This is a genomic window from Actinospica robiniae DSM 44927, from assembly GCF_000504285.1.
GTDB lineage: Bacteria > Actinomycetota > Actinomycetes > Streptomycetales > Catenulisporaceae > Actinospica > Actinospica robiniae.
In genome coordinates this window covers 1,773,467-1,795,858 of record NZ_KI632511.1, presented here as the reverse complement: position 1 = coordinate 1,795,858, position 22,392 = coordinate 1,773,467, and the positions used below count along the sequence as shown (strand labels likewise).

The window sequence follows — 22,392 nt, the reverse complement described above, 5'->3', positions numbered from 1 at the left end:
GAACCCTCCTCGTGATCCACCGGGTGAGCGGTCCGCGTGTCCCCGTGACGGCGCAACCGGATACGCACTCGTATGGCTGTGCATCGGCGAAATAAAATTTCGCACACCTGAACGACTTTTCGCCCGTGCATCGTGCAGCGGCAATTGCGATAGCATGCGTGCATATATCAGGAGGCGATGATGCCTCGCATTAGCCGTATCTCCGGTGCAATTGTGCGTCAAACTATCCGTTGCCAGCGCGCGCTGCATCCGACGGCGCGCACCCAGGCGGCGAGCACCACCAGGCGTGGATTGACCTGGCAGCGCTCGAAATGGCCGAGCGACCACGCCGTCACCCCGGCCGCCGCCGCGATGGCCGTTTGGGACAACCCTGCTGTTCGCCTCGCGGCGCGCAGGACCCCGACGATACGGCGAATCTCACGAAGGACCCAGGAATCGCCGACCACGGTGTCGATGACGATGTCGGAAATCTCGCCGTGCCGGTCGACGACGACGAACCGCCAACCCAGCTCCCGGGCCAGATGTAGCAGATTCGAGAGGGTGGGATGGCGCTGGTAGGTCTCCCATTCGGCCACTGTCTCGCGCTGCACCCCCACCGCCCGGGCAACGTCGCGCTGGGACAAGCCGGCCGCAAGTCGTGCCTCGCGCAGCTCCGCCACCCAGGCCTCCACCAGAGCGCGCGCCGCGGGTTGTACCTCTGAAGCGGTCAATACTCGGTCCCCGTCCGCCGGACTGCGTGAGCAGCTCTCCCTGATGCCCACTAAGCGGCTGCCGACGCGCACCCCCTCGGCGCACCCCGCGCGTGCTGACTGGGCTCGATCTGCCCCAGTCATGGTACGCAGTCTGCCCGCCCTCCGGGCAGTTTCAAAACTCTGAGTCGGACTTCATATTAGCGGACCCGTGCTGAGCAGACGCTGCGCTGAAACCGGCGCACAAGGCAAGGCGCCGATGCGCCGTTCCGTTCGCCGCCGTGCTTCTACTCGATTATCAAGGTGAAATCTGGCCGTCGACCAGCCCGTTCTCGGGAATGGGTGCCTCAAATTGTACCCAGTCGCCTATGGTCTGCCCTAGGATCGGCTTCCTCACCGTCGGCGCCCTACCGACGCCGTCGGCTCCATTACCTGGAGGCACTGCATGGCCGCGATACCCACCCTTAAGCGTGTCGGCCCCATCGCCACGGCAGCCGCAGTCGCGGCCCTGGTCGCCGGTGTCGGCTCCCAGTTCCATTCGTCGAGCGACGCCGGCCAACCAGCCGTCGCCTCTAGCTCAAGTGTCAATGATTATATTTCAAACCAGAATGATATGACCTACGAAAGCGCTGGTTACGTTCACGCCTGGTGGCTCGACTACGGCTCTGACGTGTCTGTCTGACGCTCGTGCCGCACCTCAGCGCTCCAACTCGAGCGCGCCGCACCCTCCGCGCGGCGCGCTCGACCTGTGCTTTCCGGCTCGGCGATGGCGGCTCATCGAGCTTGACCGTGCTTGAGGTGTAGGGCGTTCGGTGGCCCGTAGATCAGGGTCTTGCTGAAGTAGAGGCGCCCGTGGCGCTCTGTGATCATTCGAGTTGCTGAGACAAGAGTGATCGCGAGGGAGCCACGGGCTTGGTCAACGATACGACATTGCTGTTCGGACTCGACGGGGTGCAGGTCGTGCGCGTCATGCTCGATGACGACGAGAATCCGATACTGGCACTGGTGACCGCGTCTGAGCAGGCCAGATGCTGTCCCGGCTGCGGGATGCGTTCACAGCACGCGCATTCGTGGGTGCGCACCCGGCCACGGGATCTGCCGGTGGCAGGGCGCCGGACGGCGCTGACGTGGACCAAGCGGCGTTGGCGCTGCCGCAACGCCGCCTGTGAGCGGGCGACCTTCACCGAGTCGGTCCCGCAGATCCCGCCGCGTGCCCGGCTGACCGGTCGGCTTCGCGCCTCGATCGGAGCGGCGGTGGCCGACCGCGGGCGCACCGTGATCCAGGCCGCCCGCGACCACGAGGTGTCCTGGCCGATCGCGCAGACGGCGTTCGCCGCCCACACCCGCCTCGCGCTACCGGCCGAGACACCGCAGGTCGCACGCCTGGGCATCGACGAGATCCGGCGCGGCAAGGCGCGCTTCCGGCTCGTGCCCGGCGAAGGCGGCGACGAGAAGTGGGAGGTCGTGGCCGATAAATGGCACGTCGGGATGGTCGATCTCGGCGGCGGCGCCGGACTGCTCGGGCAGGTCGAGGGCCGCACCGCCGAGACGCTCTCGGCGTGGATCGAGGCGCAGAGCCCGCAATGGCGAGCCGGAGTCCAGGTCGTGGCGATCGACATGTGCACCGTGTTCAAGGCCGCGATCCGCACCAGCCTGCCGCACGCGGCGCTGGTGGTCGACCGCTTCCACGTCGCGCAACTGGCGAACACAGCGCTGACCGAGGTACGCCGCCGCGTCACCGTCCAGGCGCGCGGACGCCGAGGACGCAAGGGCAACCGGGAGTGGGAGCTGAGAAACAGGCTCACCCGCGCCGGCACACGGATGCACGCGAAGCACCTGGACCCGATGATCGACGACCTCCGGGCACTGCCCGCGAAGATCGGTATACCGATCCTCAAGGCATGGAACGTCAAGGAAGACCTGATGGACCTGCTCGCACTCCACGGCACACACCCGGACCGGGCACAGATCAGCGCTCTGCTGATCAGGTTCTACGAGAACGCCGCCGCCTGCGGCCTGCCGGAGATCACGCGGCTGGCCGGCACCGTCTCGACCTGGTGGCCGCAGATCCTCGCCGCGATCACCACCGGCGTGACGAACGCGGGCTCCGAGGGCACCAACCGCGTGATCAAAACCGACGCCCGCACCGCCTACGGCTACCGCAACCCCGCCAACCAGCGCCTACGCGCACGCGCCGCCACCACCCGCCGCGCCCGTGGACACCTCACCACCCACACCAGCGGACCCCACGCCCAACCCAGACGCCGCTCAAAAGCCTGACAGCACGGTCAAGCTCGATGAGCCGCGATGGCCCGGGCGAGTACGTGGTTCTCGACATGACGGGGCGCGGGCAGCTTCGCTCAGGGCTAATCACCGAGCCGACCGGGCGCGGCGTCTCGGACTATTGGAAATATCTCGACTTCGCACAGGGCTACGACGCCGCGCTGCGGGTGATCCGCAGAAAGGTCAGCGCCGAGGCCGACGTGCAGTTCCTGCGCAGGCACGTAGGACAGGACTTGCTGGCCTCACCAACGAGTATCGACCAGCGGCCTGAAGCCGCAGGTCACAACTTCGGCCGAGATGTCGACCGCTACCGGGCTTTGCAGGAGGTCGTGCGCAACGCCGTCAACGTGCAGACCGCGACAGCCTGACGAGGCGTCAAGACGATGCCACGGCTAAGGCATCGAGGTTGAATCAAATTCGGAGCGGTTCAAAATCGCGACAGCATGAAAAGTATCACGATAACTCGATAGAAGCACTTTAAAGGCCCTCCTAGTTCAAGTGATCAAGTTCGCCTATGACGGCATCGTGAAGCGCGCGCTGATGCGCATGCGGATCCATGTTTTTGTTCACGATCTCGATGATCCTGGATGCCGGGATCCATTTCTGGAGTGTCAGTCCTACAGCGGCGGGATGCAGCGGATCGTCCGAGACGATCACGAAGATGTCCGTGTCGAGCGCTGCGTAGTGGGCGCGGCTGGGCAGCGGGCAGTCAGCGGGCAACTCTTCTAGGACGCGCACATGGCGTTCGGCTGCCGGCCGGGTGAACTGCTTGAGCAGTGACTCGGCGGTCGCCGGAGCCGTTTCGGCAAGGCACCGATAGAGTCCGCCGGCCTGAAACAGACGCGCCCCCTGGGCCGACCCGTGCCGCCGCAACAGATCGGCGACGGCCTGGAACGGGGCCAGGTGCGCCGGAGAGCCGGTATCGAGCCAGGTCGGCCGGACGAGCACAAGGCGGCTCACCAGGTCGCGACGATCTGCGGCAAGCCGGACGGCGACACCCGCACCCATCGACACCCCGACGACGGGCACGGGCCCCGGCGGGATGAGCGCCTCGGTGTGCAAGCGGTCGAGAAAGGTTGCGATCAATATGGCGAATGCGTCGAATCCGACGGCTTGCCGCGAGTGTAGTGCTGCCGAGCCGTGCCCTGGTAGGTCCGGGGCAATCCGCGTGCCGGGCCAGGCCGCCGGGAGGAGGTCCATCGCCTGATCCCGGTTCCCACCGAGACCGTGAAGGAGCAGCACCGGCGGTGCATCCTTTGCACACAGCCAGCCAGCCTGAGTGCTCGGCGGTTGGATGCGATGTCGTACGTCGCCCCCTCTACGCACCGCCGCCCGCCCGCGACTCCTGATGCCACCGCCGAAGGTCGATGTTCACGCGGGCGGCGTCACCGGGCTCGGCGTCCTGTACGATCAACGGCACCCCGGGGACCCGTTCGATGAGGTCCAGCACGTGATGATAGTCCATGAGCCCGACCCCCGGAGCACTGTATCCGCCCGCTACGACGTCTTTCGCATGGGCACTCAGGATATGAGGCTGCAGGAGGTCGAAGGCTTGGTTCAAGATCTCGATTTGCCGGCCGACGGTGTCGGGGCTGAGCAGATTTGCCGGATCGAACACGATGCCCAGGGGTGCGTCGTCGCCGATCTCATGCAACAGGCGGGCCGCGAGCGCGGCGTTCGCGATCACATTGCCCGGCTCCGGCTCGACGCCGAGCCGCACGCCGGCGGCAGAGGCCGCCTCAAGCAATTCGTCGAGCGTACGCCTCAGATCGGTCCACGCGTCTCGGCTGCCATTGTCCGGATGCGCGTGCCACATGTCGTCCGGGTCCCGAGTTCCGCTGCACAGGGTGACAACCTCCGCGCCGAGCAGCGGGGCTAACGCTACGAGGCGGACCGCCTTGCGGACGGCGGATTGCCGGGTCGCAGGGTCCGGGTGCACTGCGTTGAACGTCGCCGAGACGCTGGGGATCTGTAGACCGTACGCGCGGAACGCATCGCGCACCTCTGTGAACTGTGAGCCGTTGACTTCGTCCGCGAGTGTGGAGAGGCCGATGGCGGCGAAGTTCCAATGCGCGAGAGAATAGCCGGCTTCGGCGACAGCTGTTGCGACCTGCGCGGCGCTCTGTCGGCGGAAGGTCCGGGCGAAAATGCCAAGTCGCGCTTCGAAGGCCACAGGCTCATCTTGAGCGGCGCCGTCCAGCGGCGCGCGCGCGATCGCGGGATCGCCGTCTTCGAGTTCTGCCACCACTACAACGTCACCGTATGGCCCGTTGCCGCCGCCGTTGTGATGGCGTCGATCAGTTCAAGCGCGGCCACGCCATCCGCGGCGTCCGGTGTAGTCGGGCCGTCTTCGCGGATTGCACGGACGAACGCCTCGACCTGTCGTTCGTAGGCATCCCCATCGGGCAGAATCGGCTCGATGATCCCGCCAGCGCTGTAGGCGCGCACTGTCGACGCGCGCCGGTAAAATGGGAAGTGGGTGTCGACGCGCACGGACCCCTCCGCACCGAAGACCTCGATGCCTTCGGCCGGGACTCCGGGAACGTCTACGCTCAGTGTAAGTGTGCCCATCGCGCCGTTGGCCATGGTGAGCAAGGCTGTCCAGGCCTGATCTCGGCCGTATCCGCGATGCTGCGCAGTGACGGTCGCGACGTCTCCAAGCAGATATCGCACTGTGTCCAAGACGTGGGCGCCATGGGTTGCGAGCAGGTAGCGCTGCCGGTCGGCCTTGATCTCTGCCTCCTTCGGCGCCGCGGCCTCGTCCGCGAACACGACCGGAAAGAGAGCTGCCTCGATCTGCGGGCGCATGTCGCCGATTCGGTACCAGACATCGAAGGTTCGGGCCTGGCCGAGGGATTCCGCGACGAACCGGCGCGCGAACTCCAACCCCGGATCGTGTCGTTTCATGGCCCCGACCTGGAGCTTGAGCGCTGTGCCGGTGACCTGGACGGCCAGGGCACGACCTTGCGTCGCGTCGGCGGCCAGGGGCTTCTCGACGAGGACGTGCTTGCCGGCGCCCAGCGCCGCGGAGGCGAGGGCGTAGTGGAAGCGATCCGGCGCGGCAATGAGCACCGCCTCGACGTCCGGATCGTCGAAGATCGCCTCGGTCGCGGTATACGCGGCCGGCACTCCGTACCGACCAGCCACCGCCTCGGCCAAGCCTGGCCCTGGGTCGCTGACCGCGACCAACTCCACACCGTCTGCCTTTTCCAGTGCCGGCAGGTGCGCGACCTGGGCGATCCGCCCAGCGCCGATCAATGCCAGGCGCACTCGCTCCGACACGGCAGCGCTCCTCCCGACCCGTCCGGGTCACCGTTGTACGCGGGCAACATTAGCGAAGCAACGCATCCGCGTCGAACATAAACGAGAGGAGTCAAAGGTGTGTCAGATGTCGGCAACGCAGAAGGTGGATCGGGCTGAACCACACACACTAGCCCACGAACTACAGTAGCCTCATACGGTAAGCCAATGGCCGGCGCAGCCGGGGTGGGTCTGGCGCGGGGAGGAGCACGCGTTATGGATCGGGCTAGGTACCAGGAGTTGCAGTTCCACACGCTGCGGAAAGAGATCGAAAACTGCCTCGACCGCGCGTTCAAGATCATGGTCGGCAGTGCCACGCTCATTCCCGCTGTCGTCGGCATCGTCGCCTACTACTCGGCGACCCCCATCCTCATAACCCTGCCGATGGTGGTCGTCGTCACCGTGCTGCTCTACCTCAATCAGTGGAACAGTATTATGCGGTGCGGCCGTTACATCCGGTTGAACATCGAAAAGGAGATCATGGGCAGTGATGGGTGGGAGGCCTGGCTCGAGTCCACCTATGACCCCAATATCGGATCGGTCGACAACCGTCTCGTCGACACATATCTCGTCTCCGCATTCTACCTGCTGGCCGGCGCGTACTACTTCGCCACCGCGTACATCGCATTCGCCTTCGCACGACATGCGTACGGGGCCTCGGCAGGCTGGGTCGTGGCCGCCGTCTACGCAGTGATCGGCGTTTCGATGGGCACCATCATCTTGCGAAGGGTCCCGACGAATACGACGACGCAGCAGGAACGGGCGAGCAAGGCGCTGCAGCTCGGTAGCGAGGGGGATGGCCACGCGCCCGCACCAGTCGTGACACCCGTGACCGAGGAGTCGGAGCCGATCGAGGAGTCGGGGCCGGCGGTCGAGCTCGAACAGCCGCCCACCGAATCACCGGCGCCGGCCGCAGCGTCGGAGTGGACTGCGGAGCAAGAGGCGACGGCGGTGCAGGAGGCGACTGCGGCTCCCGCGTGAGTCAGTCGGTCCCCGCGGATCCGACCTGCTCCAGCAAGCCGAGAACCGCTGCCAGCCCGCGCGGGCGCTGGCGCAGGGGCTGGACGGGCAGGAGGAGGGTCGGCATCCCGGCGAACACGGCACCGCCGTCGGCCACCGGGTCGTCGCCGACCATGATCGTGGACGCTGGATCCGCCGCGAGCAGCTCGCACGCATGCCGGAACAGATCCGGGTCAGGTTTCTCCTTCGCCATCTCGTAGGAGAGCACGAACGACGAGATCGCCCGTTCCACTCCATAGTGACGGAAGACAAACCGGATGTCCCAGCCGGTGTTGCTCAGCACTGCGACCGGCACGCTGCGCCGGGACAATTCAGCGAGCACCGGCGCCGTGTCCGGAAAGGGAGACCAGAAGGGCGGAGCACAGAGCACCGTGTACATAGCTTCGACCAGCTCGGGATCAAGGCCGGCGTGCGAGAGCCAGCCGCACGTAGCCTCCCGATGCGAGGCCCTGGACAAGTCCCGGCCCTGCTGCAGGCGTACGACATCAGGATCGTGCCGCGCCTTGGCCGCCTTCGACCAGATGACTGCGGCCCCCTCGAGATCCAGCTGCCGCCCGATGTCGGCCGCTGCGTGCAGCACCCAATCGGGGCCGTCCTGGAAATGGAACAAGGTGGCGTGGAAGTCGAACACGACCGCATGAACCTTGGGCCCGTCCAACCTGCACCTCCCTACCTGGCGCCTACCCTGATATCGCGTTACGCATCCGCACTCCATCCGACGACAATGGAAGACCGGCTACGCGATGTTGAGATTTCACGCCTTCGGGCCCGACGCCGCCGCTGACCCGCGGTGCGTCGTCCAAGGTCCAGGCTATCGCTTCTCCGTTTTGACCGACCGGCTCATCCGTATGGAGTGGAGCGACCGGGAGGAGTTCGTCGACCTGCCGACCCAGCTGGCGGTCAACCGCCGCTTCCCAGTGCCCGAGTTCACAGTCACCGACGAAGGGGGAACCCTCAATCTCTGGACGCGCTCCCTGCATCTGAGCTACAACCGAGAGCGGTTCACCCCGGAAGGGCTCAGCATCTCGCTGCGCACGAAGCCGCCGACCGCCCTGGTGACAACATGGCGATTCGGCGAGACGCTGCCGTGCCACCCGACCGCCCTGGACAACCTCGGCGGCACGGTGTCGGCACTCGACGACGCCGACGGCCCGGTACCGCTCTCGTCGGGCGTTCTGTCTGCGAACGGGCTGGCCGTCATCAGCGATCCGCGAGCGATGCTCTTCACAGCAGACGACTGGTTCACTCCCGGCCCCGAGACCGGGGAAGACCTCTACTTCTTCGGTTACGGGCGCGACTTCCGCTCCGCGCTACGCGACTACTTCCATCTCACCGGCCCGAGCCCGCTACTGCCCCGGTATGCTCTGGGCAACTGGTGGAGCCGCTACCACCGGTACCGCGACGAAGAATACCTGCAGCTCATGGACAGGTTCGCCGCCGAAGGCATCCCCCTGTCCGTCGCAGTCCTGGACATGGACTGGCATCTCGTCGACCTCGACCCGGAACTCGGCGCCGGGTGGACCGGCTACACCTGGAACCCCGAGCTCTTCCCGGACGCCCCCGCGTTCCTGCGTGAATTGCACGAACGGGGCCTGGCCGTGTCCCTCAACCTCCATCCCGGTGATGGGGTGCGCCGACACGAGGCAGCGTACCCTCAGCTCGCCCGGGCGCTCGGTCAGGACCCGGCCACAGGCCGCGAGGTGGCCTTCGACCCTGCCAGCCGGGACTTTGCGGAGCACTACCTCTCGCTCCTGCACCATCCGCTCGAAGAACAGGGCGTGGATTTTTGGTGGGTGGACTGGCACTGGCAGGCCGGCGGCGCCACACGCGCCCGCGGCGTGGACCCGCTCTGGTTGCTCAATCATCTGCATTATACGGACTCAGGGCGCTGCGGACGTCGGCCTCTGACGCTCTCGCGCAACGCCGGACCCGGCGGCCACCGCTATCCGGTCGGATTCTCCGGCGACACCATTGCCACCTGGGCCTCACTCGCCTTCCAGCCGTACTTCACCGCGACTGCGGCGAACCTCGGCTTCTTCTGGTGGAGCAACGACGTCGGCGGCCACATGCTCGGTGCCCGGGACGACGAGCTCGCCGTGCGGTGGTATCAGTTCGGTGCTTTCTCGCCGATCAACCGGCTGCACTCCAGCCGGAGCCGGTTCGACTCGCGCGAGCCGTGGCTGCGTGGAACCGAGGCAGCTGGGATCATGGCCGACTTCCTGCGTCTGCGGCACCTGATGGTGCCGTATATGTACAGCGCCATGTGGACCGCGCATACTGATGGCCTCGGCGTTGTCCGCCCCATGTACCACGACTACCCGGACCAGCCCGAGGCTTATTGTGTTACGAACCAGTACATGTTCGGCCCCGACCTGCTGGTCGCTCCCGTGACAGCGCCGGCCGACGCCGTATCCCACTTGGCTACCGTGTCGGTCTGGCTGCCCGAGGGGATCTGGTTCGACTTCTTCACCGGTCGCCGCTACACCGGCGGCCGACGCTTGGTGCTACACCGCCGACTGGCGCAGATGCCTGTGTTCGCCAGAGCGGGAGCCGTGATCCCGCTTGCAGCCGATCCCATGGCGTCCGCCGACGCCAATCCGGCTGCAATCGTCCTTCGGGCCTTTCCCGGCTCTTCGGGATCGGCGGTCCTCTATGAGGACGACGGCTCGGCGTATCCGACGACGGCTGAGCGGCACGAAACGCCGGTAACCACGCATTGGTCGGACGTCGGAGACGATACCGCCGAACTACACCTGGCCATCGGCCCCGTCAAAGGTCAGGGCAGTTTGACAAAGCGCATTGTGCTGCTCGATCTCATCGGCGTGCAGACGGCGCCGGTCGCTGCCGCACTCAGCCGTCCGGCCGCCGGCGAGGAGCGGCCGGTCAGTGGGTCGGACCGGGTGGGCGTCGGGCCGCTGCCATCCGGCGTGATCGTGGACCTGGGCTGCCTCGATCTGTCCGTCGCCGTCGCCCAGGTATCCCGGCTGCGGCCGCTCAGCCGCACCACAGCGGAGGACGTGTTCGACATCCTCCAGGAGGCAGCAATCGACTATGAAGTCAAGGAACACGCGTACGCCGCCGCCGAGCGATACGCGGCAGGCCGGCTCTCTGGGACGGCGCTTGCCGGGCTCTGGCACTCCCTCGCGCTGCCCGGCAACCTGTACGGCGCCCTGTTGGAGATCATCTCAGCTGCCGACGACTACTGAGGACAGTACCCGCCAAGCTCGACGAACCGCCCTGAGGCTATGGAATCCTCGATGGCGAACAGGATCCGCGCGGCGTCGAGGGCCTCGGCGGCACTAGTTCCCAGCCCAGGCGCCGACCCGTTCAGCGACCTGCAGAAGTCCTCGACTTCGCGGCGGTAAAGGTCGTCGTCTGCGCACGCGATCTTCTTGACGTGCCCGGCCGATTGCGCTTTCGCTCCGACGACTTCGACGGCGGGCGCGGCTCGCTCGCCGAGGAGGCCGCGCGCGTGCGCCGTGCCGCGTTCGAACACGATGCGCACGTCGTTTCCGGCGGCCGCGGCTGCTTGGGAGGCGACGATCGTGACCGCCAAGCCCGGGTAGTCGAGGACGACAGTCACCGCATCCTGCACCGCGGCGCCATTGATCCGGTGCGCGGTGGCGCCGGCTCGGGTCGGCATGCCGAACAGCAATAGCGCCAGATCGATGGCATGGACCCCGCAGTCGAACATGGCGTTCGAGCCGCCGAGCGTCGGATCGAGTTTCCATCGGGCGTTCGATGCGGCATGGTTCATCAGAAAGCACCAGTGCAGGTCGGCTGCGACCGGAGCACCCAGGTCGCCGCAGCTGATCAACCGCGATAGTTCGGCGACCGCCTGCTGGTGCCGGACCTGGTGAGCGAGAGCGAACGGCAGGCCGCCTGCGCCGAGCAGTCCGGCCAGCCGCGGATAGTCCGCACGGCGAGCCGTCAACGGCTTCTCGCAGATGACCGGAGTGCCAAGCCGAAATGCGAGTTCGAGGTGCGGCAGATGCAGAAACGGCGGCGATCCGATGAAGACGACGTCGTAATACGGCCTGAGCTCGGCGAACTGCGCTTCGCTCGCAGCCAGACGGATAGTCGGATCAACGGCAGCCACCGCCCTGAGCCGGTCCGGGTCGCGCCCGTGCATGACGGTCACGCGGCAATCCGTCGACGCAAGAAGCGCCGGAAGCGTACGCTTTAGTACGGTACCGGTTCCGGCCAGGACGCCGATCCTCCACGACACATCGTGCGGTGTCCTCGAGGCGCCCCTCGAGGACACCGGGTCAACCCCTTTCGAGGTCACTTCCGTGCGCTCGGCGGCTGTGGCTCGTGTTCAGCGGCGATACGCCCGGCACCGCGGCCCGTGTCGTCGGCGAGGCGCACAACATCATCGAGCTCTGGTGTGGACACCTCCACGATCACGAGATCGGTGACGGCCTCCACACGGTGTACCACGCCGGGCAGCACGTGGACGATCTGCCCGGAAACGAGCGGATGCACGGTGGCTGGCGCGTCCGGGGACTCGGCCCGGTGCAGCCGGCCGATGCCGGACAGGACGAGGTTCGCCTCCTCCTTGGCGCGGTGGTACTGCAGGCTGGTACGCAGACCTGCACGGACGATGATCAGCTTGAAGCCGAACGGCGCACCTTCCGGCACCAACCAGCGCTCCTCGCCCCATGGTTTGCGCACCGTCTTCGCCTGCCCGGCTGACAGGCTCCCGGACGGCGCCTCGCCGCCTTCCGGCCATGTGGCATTGTTGAGTAGGTCAGTCAGGATGTCCGTCATGGCAGCGCTCCCCACGCTAAATCGGCGTACCGGCCGAGGCAACGGTCCAATGCCTCGCCGAGCACTGTGTCGACGGATGTGCGCCGGGCCCGGCCAGCGTGGTCCGCGCGTTCCTTCAATTCGCGGAACTCGTCCGTGCCGAACACGTAGTGGCCGGCCAGGACGGCACGCTCGAAGTCGCCGGTGTCCTCGGCCGCCCATCTGCGCCACCTGCCGGAGTCGTAGGCGAGTCCGAGGAACCGGTCACGCTCGGCGGTCAACTGGGACTGTGTCAGCAGATCGAGGAATGCTCGGGTCTCGCAGACCCCGAACTCAGGCGCCACGTTGACCGCCCCGGTCCCGCGTCGAAACAGCTCGCCGACGGCGCGGGCCGGCAAGTAGTCGACGTTGTGCGCCTTGAGCGCGACACCGGAGTCGCGGCAGCGGCGAGCGATCTCGCCTACGGTGCGGCCCACGTCCTCCGGCGAACGAGCCATCAGCCCGCGGTTGCCAGCCGCGACCACCATGGTTCCGGTCTGCGCCACCACGAAGGTCGGCTTCGGCAATCCGCGCGCGGAGATCTCCTGCATGATCTGGTCGAGCCGCACGGCGAAGCGATCCGGGTCGTCAGTGTCGGGTACCTGCCGTTCGAGGCCGATCTCGTAGGCGACGCGCTGCCCGGTCGATTCCGCGTAATTCTTACAGGCGTCGTAGAGCACGAGCAGACGCTGCAGGGCCCTGTCGAACTCGGCCTCGCCCGCACTGTCATGCGAGGTATCGAGATGAAGCAGATCAAACCCCGAATCGATGTCGGCGCGCAGGGAGATCAGGCAGCGACCGATGGCCCGGGCCTCCGCGCGGTCCGGCGTATCCGATGCCAGTTCACCGGGAGCCGCGTCATCCGGGTGCTGCCACGGTCCGCCGTGATCCCGGCACAGCAGCATCAACCCCTTTGGGTCGTGCTCTCTGACGTATCCGGCGAAGCCGGAGGTCGACCACTGCTCGACGTAGCCACCGCCGAGTTCGACGCACTCGATCTGGCCACGGCTCGCCACGAGCATCACGTGACGCTTTCGGCGGTATGCCAGGCGAACCGCCGCGTCGACGACGTTTCTGGATACCGGTCCGATCCCGAGCCGCGAGGGTACCCGCGGGGGCTCCGTCCGAACGTCCACTCTCCCCTCCCTGGGACGCATACGCACGAACCGGGACGCGGTCAGCCTCCAGACGTGTGGAGAATCGCCTGTAGCCACGTCGCCGCGGTCTCGGACCGCACTGCGGCCGCTACTTCGCTAGCACCGTTCAGTGTACTGCGAAACAGCGTGCTTTCCAGTGCGTCAGCAGTCGAACTCACATCGAAAGGCTGAATCGGCACTGCGTGTCCGGCCAGCTGCGGGTACACCCCGGCGTTCACGGACAGCAGCAGCGGAGCGTCGGGGTTGAGCACCACTGCCTCCTTCGCGACCATGTTCAAGCCGTCGAATGTCGGGTTGACGAACACGGCGGAAGCCAAGGACAGTGCCGCGGCCGCCCTGTTGCGCGGGCTGCCGGAACCGTCCGGATAGACGAGGGTGACCGCGTCGCGCCCTGCCCCGCAGGCGTCGTTGGCGCTACGCGCCAGGTCTTCGCACAGGGCCCTGTACTCCCGGTGGCGTTCGGTGACCAGCCTGGGCATCGAGACGATCGCGCAGAACCAGTAGTCTTCGGCGATGGCAGGGCGCCGGGTGATCAGCTCTCGGTAGGCGGCGAAGCCGCGGGCCACGTTCTTCCACAGGTCCATCCGGTCCACCCGTACGATGAGGCGCCGCCCGCCCGCCTGGGCAGTGAGGGATTGCCGCCACCAGTCCGTCTTCGGGTCGCGGGAAAGCTCATCGAGAACAGCGGCGTCGATCGGTCCAGGCGCCACCGTCACCACCGTTTCGCGCCCACGATAGGCGATGCGACGTCCGTCGACGACCGCGTCCGGCAGAAAGCGTTCTACACAGCCCGCGAACGCGTCGGCCCACCGACCGCTGTGGAATCCGACGAAGTCGCAGGTGAGCAAGCTCTCCAGGATACGAGCGATCATCCAATCCGGAAGCAGCCCGAAGTAGTCCGGCTCGCACCAGGGGATGTGGTGGAAGTACGCGAGCCGGCCGGCTCGGCCACGGGTACGGGTACGGGCGGCGAGGAGGCCGGGGACCAGCATCAGATGGAAATCGTGCACGAGCGCCACTTCGTCGGCCCCACCTTGGAGCGCTTCGGCCATGGCGTCGGCGAATCGCCGGTTCACCTCTTCATACGCGCCCCAACCCCGAAGCACGTCGGCGCTGAACAGCGGCGCCGTGGCTGTGTCGTGGAGGTAGTGGAAGGTCCACAGCAGGGTTCTGATTGTTATGGACTCCCGCTGCTCGTCGATGAGGGCCTGGTCCAGCGCCAGCGGCTGCCAGCGGACATCCCTCTCATAGGCTGTTCGGTCCGGCCGCTCCGGAGCCTCGCCGGAGCTGAGGCCGGGCGCCGAGAAGATCCAGCGCCCGCCGACCTCGCTGAGCAGGGCGGTGAGGATCGGTACCAGCCCCCCCGGAGTCGCTTGCCCGGCCGCCAGGACGGAGCCGTCCGGGCCAACCTGCAGTCCGCTGTTGGAGCATGTGACCAAACGCATAGGCGGATCCTTCCGAATCGCCGGCCTGGTCTGCCCGGCCGGCCTGGTGACGATCTATCTCTCAGAGGGCTGACCGCCGGTGCTGTCGGGGTCGGCAACCTGAACGACGGCGGACCTCGGCCCGAGGCGCCCGGGCTCGACACGCCCGGTCATGTAGACCAACTGACCGGGCCCGAGTTCGTGGTCCTCGTCCCCGAGATTGAGGCTGATCGTATGGCCGCCGCGGCGAAAAGCCAGGAATCCAGGTTCGGCTGCCACGATCCGCACCGGCCCGCGCAGTTCGCGCCGGAGTCGGATGAGCGTCCGATACTGCTCCAGGGTCGATCCGGCTGCTCCGCGCTGGTCCTCGACGTTGCACACCTCGGGGTCGATGAAGGGGAGCCACGGCGTCCCGGTGGTGAAACCACCCGACCGATTCCATTGCATGGGGTGGCGCACCGCGTCCCGCCCGCTACGGTCGCGCAGGTCCGGGCCGCCTGGGCCGTCGACCATACCGATCTCGTCGCCCTGGTAGATGAACGACCATCCCGGCAGGCTCAGCAGGAGCACCGCCGCGACACCCGCCAAGTCGCGGCCCCACCGACTGACCATCCTTGGCTGGTCATGGTTCGAGAGCGCCCAGGCCAGATTGCCTCGTCCGGCTAGCCCGGCGCCATCGATCACACGGGCGAGGGCGACGCCGTCGAGCGGGGCTCTGATGAAGTCGAAGGCGAAGGAGCAGTCGGCAAGCCGCATGTAGGGCAGCAGTTGCTCGTTGGGCAGATCTGCCTCGACCACCAGGGCGGCATCCGGAAACGCTGTGGCGATCTCTTTGAGCTCGGTGAGCACCTGGGGCAAGTTGCAGGTGTGGACGTGCTGGAGGCTCCAGTACTGTGCCCAAGGGTCCCGCTCACGGCCGCGCAGGGCCGACGGATCTGCGAGCGGCTCGTCCTGAAGCCCGGGATCGACGGCGATACCGTCCAACGAATCCAGCCGGAACCCGTCAACACCGCGGCCCGTCCAGAAGCCGAGGATCTCGTGGACCGCCCGGCGTACCTCGGGATTCCCCCAGTTGAGGTTCGGCTGCTCGGGATAGAACCGATGATAGTAGTAGCGGCCGGCCTCCTCATCGTGCCGCCAGGCCGATCCACCGAAGACGGACAGCCAGTTGTTCGGGATCTGGTCCGCCCAGATATACCGGTCGGGGTGCTCACGGAACCAGAAGTGCTCGATTGAGGTATGCCCGATGATTACGTCCAGAATAACCGCGAGACCACGCGTATGTGCCGCGTCGATCAACGCATCCATATCCGGCATCGAACCGTACTCGACGTGAATGTCGAGATAGTCGGAGACGTCGTAGCCGAAGTCGAACTGCGGCGAACGGAACACAGGCGTAAGCCAGAGGCCGTCCACGCCGAGATCGACGAGATGGTCGAGACGGGAGGTCAGCCCGGCGAGGTCACCGATACCGTCGCCGTTACTGTCGGCGAAGGACCTCAGGTAAACCTCGTACAGCACCGGGTCCCGGCGCAGCCGTTCCCTTCTCATGGGGTGGCCGACTCGGTCGACGGGATCGCCGTGCAGACAACCGCTCCGGCGCGTTGACTACCGCGGGCGTTCTCGGCGAAGCCGTGCGTCGGTGCGTGTAGGTCGCGCGGAAGCTCGGTAGCGCCGGGCCGAAGAGCGCTGCCGGCGCCAGTCGCCGCTCCGATGCTCCGGGCATCCGTGCCGGGCACAATCAGGTCAATCAAAGATGCGCCATTTGCCGAGGACACTGGAAGTACCTTTTTCTTCAAAGGTGTGCCGACGTTGCAGTATCACGAAGGTTACCAGAGCAGGCCGCGTGGCGCAGGCTTTTCGAAGCAAAGGTCAACCGGATCGAAGGAATGGGAATATAGCAGAGGTAGGCCAATAACAAGAAAGACTAGCCAGAAGTCGATTCGTTCCGCCACGCCCTCCTTCGACAGTCTTCTGACGTTCACCGACGCCCGGAACGGGATCGGCGAGTGTCGAGCGACCGGCCGAACGACGAACTGGTGTCCTCAGCAGCCCTCGTACGACGCCGTCGGCGGCGGTCGGGGCCGGCGGGCGTAGGCGTCGGCGAGGTCGTCAACAACACCGTTGGAATCAAGACCGCCAGAGGATCGTTCCACGGCAAGACCCGGATCGTAGCCTGGACGCCGACGGAACGCCGCCCCACGCTTCCGCGGACGCCTGAGCCGAACTCTCGCAACATCCACATACGGACCCGGCTGCCACGCCTGCGTGGCAGCCCGCTCCAGCAGCGCGCCCGCAGGCTGGATCCACGCCCACGCGGGCACTGATCCAGAAATCGCCACTGAACACTCGCCGGCTTGACGAAGACGATAGGGGCATCTCCCTGATCACGCCAGGGCGATCCCGCGGTGACGGGCAGGGGTGCGACGGAAACACGGCCACGCTGGGCCCGAAGCCTGCCGCAGCATACGCGCCGGTCAATCCGGTCGCGCGTGCCTGTCACCACCGGCGGCGCTGCGCGGTACCCAGGTGCCGGCAAAGCCCCGCGCCAGACTCAACACACAGCTTCTGACCAGCCGAAACAGTCAAAGTCCGGCTGGAATACTAGGGCCGGGCTTCATCATCACGATCAAGAGTTCACGCGATCGGAGACGACGGCGAGGACGTTCATGTGGATCGCGGTGCCGCTGGCGAGGCGCTAGACCCTACAGGGCCGGGTACAGTCAGAAGACCCCTGACTGTACGCCGGCATATCCATGCCAGCCCTGCCCAGCTCTGCCACGCGGGCCACACCAGACGCGCTCCCTCGTTATCGTCGACCTAGACGGTATGTAGGTGCCGGTTTGTGAGGCCGGGCCTCGCTCGCAAGTTGTCGTGGGTTGCCGGTCGGCGCAGCCTGACCGGTAGTGCCTACATCTGCGGGAGTCCCGGTGTTTTCTGAGCGTAGGTCGTGGGGGTGATTTCAAAGGGCCGGCCCGCGGCGCTCAGTGGTGGAACAGGCGCAGGCCGGTGCGGGCGAGGACGATGTCGTGTTCGCGGCAGGCCTGTTCGACTTCGGAGGAGCGGGTGGATCCGCCGGGTTCGGCGATGTAGCGCACGCCGTGGCGTCGGGCATGGTCGACGTTGTCGCGGAAGGGCAGGGCACCGTCGGAGGCGAGGGCGACGCCGTCGAGACCTGCGATCCACCGCGAGTGCGCGTCGGCGGTGAGTGCCTCGGCGGGCACGGACAGGGCCTCGGCGAAGCGGGTCGCCTCCTCGCCAGTCAGCCCGCCTTCGATGAAGCGGATCTGCCAGTTGATCCGCTCCTGGCGGCGGATTTCGGGACGGAAGGCCATAGCGCGAACGGACGGGTGGCGCCGCAGCCACCACGTGTCCGCCTTGGCGCCGGCGAGCCTGGTGCAGTCGACGCGGGACTGCTGCCCCGCGCCGATGCCGATCGTCACCCCGTCTCGTACGTAGCAAACGGAGTTGGACTGGGTATAGCGCAGGACGACCAGCCCGAGCAAGAGATCGGCGACGGCCCGGGGTGGCAACTGCTGCCCGTCCACGGCGCGGGTGAGTACGTCGGCCGTCACCGGTGCCGTGTCGCGGTCCTGAGTCAGACGAAGCCCGAACACCTCGCGCGTCTCGCGTGGTGGCGGGCTGTAGCCCGCGTCGGCCTCCATCACGAGGAACCGGCCGTCCTTCTTACGGCTCAGCTTCGCGACCGTGCCCGGCGCGTATCCGGGCGCGATGATCCCGTCGCACACCAGCCCGCTGAGGACCTCGGCCAGCGCCTCGTCCACCGGCTCCGAGACGGCGGCGAGGTCTCCGTACGACGATTTCGGATCCGCGTCGCGGGCACGCAGATAGGCGCCGGCCACGGCGCTCAGGTCCGCCGCGGACACGCCGTAGAGTTCGGCGATGTCGTCCTCGACGGGGCCGGAAGTCGCCGCCCCGGCGGGCGAGACGTGTTTGAACGAGGTGGCGACTTCCCGGCCCAGGACTCGGCGCGCCTCGCGGACCAATTGCCATCCGTTGAGCGCGTCGAGCATGTTGATGAGCGAGGGGTTCCCGTTGAGCACACGCAACGGCCATCGGCCTTGCGAGACCGGCGCGGCCTCCGCCGCGCCCTGGTGCGGGTTCATGCCATAGCGCAGTTCCATAACCCTGGCCTCCTCAGCGGCATCGCTGACGGAAGCGCCCAGGCGGTCGACGCTCGCATCGGATCCAAGCCGCTTCCCGGTGGTCACTCCACCCTCGCCAGTCGCAGCTGCACGCAACCTTATCGGTTCCGCGCGCCCGGCGCCCGGATACTTCGGCATACGCCCGGGAGGCGACGAGTCAGGCAGCCTACTGATCCGCCGGGATGACACCCGTTTCGGCGAGCTTCGTGTACCAGAGCGCGCTGTCCTTCCGGGTGCGTTCCTGGGTCTCGTAATCGACGTAGACGATGCCGAACCGCTTGGAGTAGCCGAAGGCCCACTCGAAGTTGTCCATCAGCGACCACACGAAGTACCCGGTCAGCGGCACTCCGGCCTCGATCGCGCGGTGCGCCGCCACGAAGTGGCGCAGGAGGTAGTCGACGCGTTCGGGGTCGTGCACGCGCTTGACGCCGTCCTCGTCGACGACGTGGTCGCGGTACGCCGCGCCGTTCTCCGTGACCACGATCTCGTATTCGGGGTACGCCTCGTGCGTTGCGACGAGCAGGTCATAGAGACCCTGCGGCGCGATGTTCCAGCCCGTGTCCGTGCGCGGCCCCGGCTGTTCGACGGGCTGGACACGCGTCGCGCCCGGGTATGCGGTTCCCTCGGTCGAGTGCTCGGAACTGCGCTGCGCGGTGCCGGTGCAGTAGTAGTTGACGCCCAGCACGTCGATGGGCTGGTGGATCAGCTCGAGGTCCCCGTCCTGCACGAACGACCAGTCCGTGATGTGCTTGGTGTCCTCGAATAGATCGGCCGGGTAGAAGCCGCGCAGCTGCGGGTCCGTGAAAGCCCGGTTCTGCATCGTCTCGATCTGGCGCTTGGCATCGACGTCCTCGGGGTTGGCGGGATCGGCGGCGTAGGCCATCGCCAGGCAGTGGGTGACCGAGAACGTGGCGTCCGGCCGTGTGACGACCTTCCGCAGTTCGATGAGTGCCAGGCCGTGTCCGAGGTTCAGATGATGCACGGCCCGGAACGAGTCGGCTTCGTTGCGGCGGCCGGGGGCGTGTTCGCCGCTCGCGTATCCGAGGTAGGCCGAGCACCAAGGCTCGTTGAGCGTGGTCCACACCGCGACCCGGTCACCGAGGCGCTCGCCCACGACTCGCGCGTACTCGGCGAAGGCGTAGCTCGTCTCACGATTGGTCCAGCCGCCACGGTCCTCGAGCGGTTGCGGAAGGTCCCAGTGATACAGCGTCACGACGGGCTCGATGCCGCGTGCGATCAGGCCGTCGACGACCTTCTCGTAGAACGCGAGGCCGGCTTCGTTGACCTCGCCGGTCCCGGCGGGGATGACGCGCGGCCACGCGATGGACAGACGGTAGGCGGACAGGCTCAGGCTCTTGATGAGGTCGAGGTCTTCCTCGACGCGGTGATAGAAGTCGACTGCGACGTCACCGGTGTCGCCGTTCTCGACGTTGCCCGGAGCGTGGCTGAAGGTGTCCCAGATGCTCGGTCCGCGTCCGTCCTCGGTGGCGGCGCCCTCGATCTGGTAGGCAGAGGTCGCGGCGCCGAACACGAACCCCTCGGGGAACTTCAAGCCGCTCTCGCGAAAGTCGTCGGTCCCACCCATGATCTCCTCCATCTTTCTGCCGACTGTCGAGCCGGTTGTCCTTCAGCTGTCATGCACCCGCCGGTGAGGCTGCGGCCCGGCGCAGCCTGAGGGCCCTTACTTCTCCGTGTACGCAATGATCTCGCCGCACCCGGACGTACGGCGTCATCCGGTATTCCGGCCGGAGTCAGGCGTGCCGGCCGGCCCGGTAGCCGCCTGCCGGCTGCCGGATGATGAGGTTGCCGCGGTTGAAGGCGTTGATGAGCGAGATGGTGGCGACGAGTGCGGCGAGTTGCTCCTCGTCGTAGTGCAGGGCGGCGTTCTCCCAGGCCGCGTCGGTGACGCCGCCGGCGGCGTCGGCGACACGGGTGCCCTGCTCGGCCAGTTCGAGCGCGGCACGCTCCGCATCGGTGAAGACCGTCGCCTCACGCCAGGAGGCGACGAGATTCAGCCGCTCCCACGACTCGCCGGCGTGGACCGCGTCCTTGGCGTGCATGTCGGTGCAGAAGCCGCAGCCGTTGATCTGGCTCGCCCGCAGCTTGACGAGCTCCTGGACGGAGCGCGGCAACGTCGAGTTCGCGAGGGACCGGTCGGCGGCGATCAGATGTCTGGCGAACTCGCTGAAGGTCGGGCTGGCGACGGGGTTGAGCCGTGCGTGCAAGGCGGATCTCCTCAGGTGGTCGGGCTGGCTGTGGATGTGGATGTGGATGTGCTGCGGCCGCGGGTGTCGGCGCGGAGGGCTTGAACGGGGATGCGATCAGCCGGCGAGGTGTGCCGGGCCCAGGCGGCCCCACGCGATGAACACGGCGAGGGCGAGGTAGGCGAGATTCACTCCGACGAGGGCGAGTTGACCGAGTCGGCCGTGCGTGATCATCGCGCCGATCATCAGCGCCACCCAGCACAGCGCCGTCACCGGCACCATCACGGGTGCGATGTGCAGCACGGCGGGCAGGATCAGCCCGAACGCGGCGAGCAGTTCCAGGGCGCCGAGGCCGGTGATGAAGGTCGGGCGGGCGTTCGCGGTCCATTCCCCGCCGCGTGTCGCGGCCAGTTTCTCCTTGGGCACGAACAGCTTGCTGGCGCCGCCGACCAGGGCCACGACGGCGAGCAGGCCGGTGGTGATCCACAGTGCGAGGTTCATGGGGTCTCCTTCGAGGGCGCATGCGTGGCGTAGACGTGATGCATGGGGAGCGCTTGCGTGGCACGGCGTCATATTGCAGCACCGTGCATTCACTGCACTACTGTGCATCCAATGCACAAAGGTATACGCTCGTGCCGAAGGGCCGTCAAGCGGATTCCGAAGGGCCGTCAACCGCCGTTCGGCGCGCAGCGAGGACTGGAGAGCAGGAGAACACGATGACGACCACCACCTCTGAAGATCCGGCGCGCCGCGGCGGGCGCGAGGCCCAGCGCCGGCGCACCCGCAAAGCGATCGTGGACGCGGCGATCCGCCTCAGCGCCGAGGGTGCCGCGCCGTCCATCGACGAGATCGCGGCCGCGGCCGACGTGTCGCGGCGCACGGTCTACCTGTACTTCCCCACCCTCGATCAACTGCTGCTCGACGCTGCTCTCGGCGCGCTCAACGAGCCCGCGGTCGACAAGGCCCTGGCCGACCCGGCCGTGGACGATGCCGGAGACCGCATCGAGGTACTCGTCAAGACGCTGTTCCAGCAGAAGCCCGACTCGCTGCCGATCGGCCGGCGCCTGATCCGCCTGACCGTCGATCCGCCTGCCGGCGGCGCCCAACCTGCCGCCGCGCCGCGGCGAAGCCCGCGCCGGATCGCCTGGCTGGAGCAGGCCTGCGAACCACTGCGCGCCACCCTCGGCGAGGAGGCGTATCACCGCCTCATCTCAGCCCTCTGCGCGGTGGTCGGCTGGGAGGCGCAGATCGCCCTGCGCGACGTGCGCGGCCTCGACCCGCAGGCCGAACTGGACACGGTCATCTGGGCCGCCCGCGCGCTCATCGCCGCCGCGATCAAGGAGAACGCCGGTCGCGCGTAG

General features: G+C 67.1%; 20 protein-coding genes and 1 riboswitch. Of the genes, 6 read left to right on the top strand and 14 right to left on the bottom strand.

What is annotated here, in order from left to right; genetic code table 11:
• Positions 1-218: 218 nt before the first annotated feature.
• Entirely contained in the window at positions 219-659 is a 441-nt protein-coding gene (locus ACTRO_RS48015; RefSeq protein ID WP_211244157.1) for a helix-turn-helix domain-containing protein, read from the bottom strand.
• A gap of 475 nt (positions 660-1,134) precedes the next feature.
• Here ACTRO_RS48015 and ACTRO_RS47005 point away from each other — a divergent pair, with 475 nt between their 5' ends.
• The 3 genes from ACTRO_RS47005 to ACTRO_RS07750 all read left to right on the top strand — a co-directional run bounded on the left by ACTRO_RS47005 (position 1,135) and on the right by ACTRO_RS07750 (position 3,340).
• Positions 1,135-1,371 (top strand): hypothetical protein, encoded by a 237-nt coding sequence (locus ACTRO_RS47005; protein WP_157435918.1) that lies wholly within the window; start codon positions 1,135-1,137, stop codon positions 1,369-1,371.
• A 230-nt stretch (positions 1,372-1,601) separates the two neighbouring features.
• Positions 1,602-2,969 carry an ISL3 family transposase gene (locus tag ACTRO_RS07755; RefSeq protein ID WP_051450234.1) on the top strand — a complete coding sequence of 456 codons (1,368 nt, stop codon included), beginning with the start codon at positions 1,602-1,604 and terminating at the stop codon, positions 2,967-2,969.
• Between the two features lie 17 nt (positions 2,970-2,986).
• Positions 2,987-3,340, top strand: coding sequence for an ATP-binding protein (locus ACTRO_RS07750; RefSeq protein ID WP_034262368.1), 354 nt, complete (start codon positions 2,987-2,989; stop codon positions 3,338-3,340).
• A 121-nt stretch (positions 3,341-3,461) separates the two neighbouring features.
• Here the strand turns inward: ACTRO_RS07750 and ACTRO_RS07745 are convergent, their stop codons facing one another.
• The 3 genes from ACTRO_RS07745 to ACTRO_RS07735 form a co-directional block, all read right to left on the bottom strand.
• Positions 3,462-4,214 (bottom strand): alpha/beta hydrolase, encoded by a 753-nt coding sequence (locus ACTRO_RS07745; RefSeq protein ID WP_034262365.1) that lies wholly within the window; start codon positions 4,212-4,214, stop codon positions 3,462-3,464.
• Between the two features lie 76 nt (positions 4,215-4,290).
• Positions 4,291-5,217: a sugar phosphate isomerase/epimerase family protein gene (locus ACTRO_RS07740; RefSeq protein ID WP_169739852.1), complete on the bottom strand. Its 927-nt coding sequence runs from the start codon at positions 5,215-5,217 to the stop codon at positions 4,291-4,293.
• Positions 5,218-5,219: 2 nt separating this feature from the next.
• A complete protein-coding gene (locus ACTRO_RS07735; RefSeq protein ID WP_034262363.1) occupies positions 5,220-6,254 on the bottom strand; it encodes a Gfo/Idh/MocA family protein in 1,035 nt (344 codons plus the stop codon).
• 258 nt (positions 6,255-6,512) lie between these two features.
• Between ACTRO_RS07735 and ACTRO_RS07730 the strand changes: the two genes are divergently transcribed.
• A complete protein-coding gene (locus ACTRO_RS07730) occupies positions 6,513-7,253 on the top strand; it encodes a hypothetical protein (RefSeq protein WP_034262360.1) in 741 nt (246 codons plus the stop codon).
• A gap of 1 nt (position 7,254) precedes the next feature.
• Here ACTRO_RS07730 and ACTRO_RS07725 read toward each other — a convergent pair whose 3' ends face one another.
• Positions 7,255-7,950 (bottom strand): HAD family hydrolase, encoded by a 696-nt coding sequence (locus tag ACTRO_RS07725; protein ID WP_034262357.1) that lies wholly within the window; start codon positions 7,948-7,950, stop codon positions 7,255-7,257.
• Positions 7,951-8,140: 190 nt separating this feature from the next.
• Here ACTRO_RS07725 and ACTRO_RS07720 point away from each other — a divergent pair, with 190 nt between their 5' ends.
• Entirely contained in the window at positions 8,141-10,498 is a 2,358-nt protein-coding gene (locus ACTRO_RS07720) for a glycoside hydrolase family 31 protein (protein WP_211244156.1), read from the top strand.
• Here the strand turns inward: ACTRO_RS07720 and ACTRO_RS07715 are convergent.
• The 9 genes from ACTRO_RS07715 to ACTRO_RS07675 form a co-directional block, all read right to left on the bottom strand.
• A complete protein-coding gene (locus ACTRO_RS07715; protein WP_169739851.1) occupies positions 10,492-11,520 on the bottom strand; it encodes a Gfo/Idh/MocA family protein in 1,029 nt (342 codons plus the stop codon). The two genes, ACTRO_RS07720 and ACTRO_RS07715, sit on opposite strands and share 7 nt — an antisense overlap.
• Before the next feature lie 56 nt (positions 11,521-11,576).
• On the bottom strand, positions 11,577-12,062 hold the full coding sequence (locus tag ACTRO_RS07710) for a cupin domain-containing protein (RefSeq protein WP_051450477.1): 486 nt from the start codon (positions 12,060-12,062) through the stop codon (positions 11,577-11,579).
• Positions 12,059-13,102: a hypothetical protein gene (locus ACTRO_RS07705; RefSeq protein ID WP_051450476.1), complete on the bottom strand. Its 1,044-nt coding sequence runs from the start codon at positions 13,100-13,102 to the stop codon at positions 12,059-12,061. The genes ACTRO_RS07710 and ACTRO_RS07705 overlap by 4 nt, the downstream gene beginning before the upstream one ends.
• A 155-nt stretch (positions 13,103-13,257) precedes the next feature.
• The gene (locus ACTRO_RS07700; protein ID WP_169739850.1) at positions 13,258-14,676 is read right to left on the bottom strand and encodes a trehalose-6-phosphate synthase; all 1,419 of its coding nucleotides are present in this window, start codon (positions 14,674-14,676) and stop codon (positions 13,258-13,260) included.
• A gap of 60 nt (positions 14,677-14,736) precedes the next feature.
• A complete protein-coding gene (locus tag ACTRO_RS07695; protein WP_084316061.1) occupies positions 14,737-16,212 on the bottom strand; it encodes an alpha-amylase family glycosyl hydrolase in 1,476 nt (491 codons plus the stop codon).
• A 1,433-nt stretch (positions 16,213-17,645) separates the two neighbouring features.
• Entirely contained in the window at positions 17,646-18,806 is a 1,161-nt protein-coding gene (locus tag ACTRO_RS07690) for a phosphoribosylaminoimidazolecarboxamide formyltransferase (protein ID WP_034262343.1), read from the bottom strand.
• 29 nt (positions 18,807-18,835) lie between these two features.
• Positions 18,836-18,921, bottom strand: a riboswitch (ZMP/ZTP riboswitch).
• Positions 18,922-18,993: 72 nt separating this feature from the next.
• Positions 18,994-20,412 carry a GH1 family beta-glucosidase gene (locus ACTRO_RS07685; RefSeq protein WP_211244155.1) on the bottom strand — a complete coding sequence of 473 codons (1,419 nt, stop codon included), beginning with the start codon at positions 20,410-20,412 and terminating at the stop codon, positions 18,994-18,996.
• A 166-nt stretch (positions 20,413-20,578) separates the two neighbouring features.
• Positions 20,579-21,052, bottom strand: coding sequence for a carboxymuconolactone decarboxylase family protein (locus ACTRO_RS07680; RefSeq protein ID WP_034262336.1), 474 nt, complete (start codon positions 21,050-21,052; stop codon positions 20,579-20,581).
• Between the two features lie 96 nt (positions 21,053-21,148).
• Positions 21,149-21,532: a DoxX family protein gene (locus ACTRO_RS07675; protein WP_034262333.1), complete on the bottom strand. Its 384-nt coding sequence runs from the start codon at positions 21,530-21,532 to the stop codon at positions 21,149-21,151.
• A 215-nt stretch (positions 21,533-21,747) separates the two neighbouring features.
• Between ACTRO_RS07675 and ACTRO_RS07670 the strand changes: the two genes are divergently transcribed.
• A complete protein-coding gene (locus ACTRO_RS07670; RefSeq protein WP_051450474.1) occupies positions 21,748-22,392 on the top strand; it encodes a TetR/AcrR family transcriptional regulator in 645 nt (214 codons plus the stop codon).